The following is a 1,288-nucleotide window of genomic DNA, read 5'->3' as shown; positions in this document are numbered from 1 at the left end:
GCGGCCAGCGCGGCGGGCGCGTCCAGGTCGTTCGCGAGCGCCTCGCGCACCTCGGCGAGCAGCTGCTCGGCCGAGGGGCCGTCCGGGCGGGAGACCGCGGCGCGCCAGCGGGCGAGGCGCTCGACGGCCTCGTCCAGGACGCTCTTGGTCCACTCCCAGTCCGCCCGGTAGTGGTGCGAGAGCAGCGCCAGGCGGATCGCCGCCGGGTCGACGCCCTCGCGGCGCAGCGCCGAGACGAAGACCAGGTTGCCGCGGGACTTGGACATCTTGTGGCCGTCCAGGGCGACCATGCCGGCGTGCACGTACGCCTGGGCGTACGGGTGGGCGCCGGTGGCGACCTGGGCGTGCGCGGCGCCCATCTCGTGGTGCGGGAAGGAGAGGTCGCTGCCGCCGCCCTGGATGTCGAAGGACATGCCGAGGTACTGGAGGGCGATGGCGACGCACTCGATGTGCCAGCCGGGGCGGCCGTGGCCGAGCTCGGTGTCCCAGGCGGGCTCGCCCGGGCGGGCGGCCAGCCAGAGCAGGGCGTCCAGCGGGTTGCGCTTGCCGGGGCGGTCCGGGTCGCCGCCGCGCTCGGCGAAGACCGGGCGCATGGCCTCGCGGGTGAGGCCGGAGACCTCGCCGAAGCGCGGGTCGGCGTCGACCGAGAAGTAGATGTCGCCGTCCACGTGGTAGGCGGCGCCGGAGGCCAGCAGCTTCTGGACGATCGGGACGATCCACGGGATCGACTCGACGGCGCCGATGTAGTGGGCCGGCGGGAGCATCCGCAGCGCGGTCATGTCCTCGCGGAACAGGGCCGTCTCGCGCTCGGCGAGGGCGGTCCAGTCCTGGCCGGTCTCGACCGCGCGGGCGAGCAGCGGGTCGTCGACGTCGGTGACGTTCTGGATGTACAGGACGTCGTGACCGGCGTCCCGCCAGACGCGCTGCACCAGGTCGAACGCGTTGTAGGTGGCGGCGTGGCCCATGTGGGTCGCGTCGTAGGGCGTGATGCCGCAGACGTAGATCCGGGCGGTGCCGTCCTGCGGCACGACCTCCCGGACTGTGCCCGCTGCGGTGTCGTGGATACGGAGGGGGAGCCCCTGACCAGGCAGGGCGGGAACCTCGGAGGCGGGCCAGGCATGCATGGAAACAACTTTAACCTTGCGAACATTTGAAAGCCTAACCAGTACGAAAGATCGACTGGATTCGTTTCCTACCGTTGCCCGACGCTTTCCCGACTGGTATTGCACGGATCCGACGCCGCCGGAACGCGGTACGCACAGCACCCGCTCCCGGCTCCGGACAGGGG

At 71.9% G+C, this 1,288-nt stretch carries 1 protein-coding gene; it reads right to left on the bottom strand.

Annotation, left to right across the window (positions count from 1 at the left end):
• The coding region (gene mshC, locus ACFU6K_RS39210; RefSeq protein WP_380671487.1) for a cysteine--1-D-myo-inosityl 2-amino-2-deoxy-alpha-D-glucopyranoside ligase at positions 1–1,124 on the bottom strand (1,124 nt) is incomplete at its 3' end.
• Positions 1,125–1,288 lie beyond the last annotated feature (164 nt).

Origin of the sequence: Kitasatospora sp. NPDC057512, assembly GCF_042802135.1 — a bacterium.
Lineage (GTDB): Bacteria > Actinomycetota > Actinomycetes > Streptomycetales > Streptomycetaceae > Kitasatospora.
The sequence above is the reverse complement of the archived record's forward strand: the minus strand, read 5'-3'. Positions and strand labels throughout refer to the sequence as shown.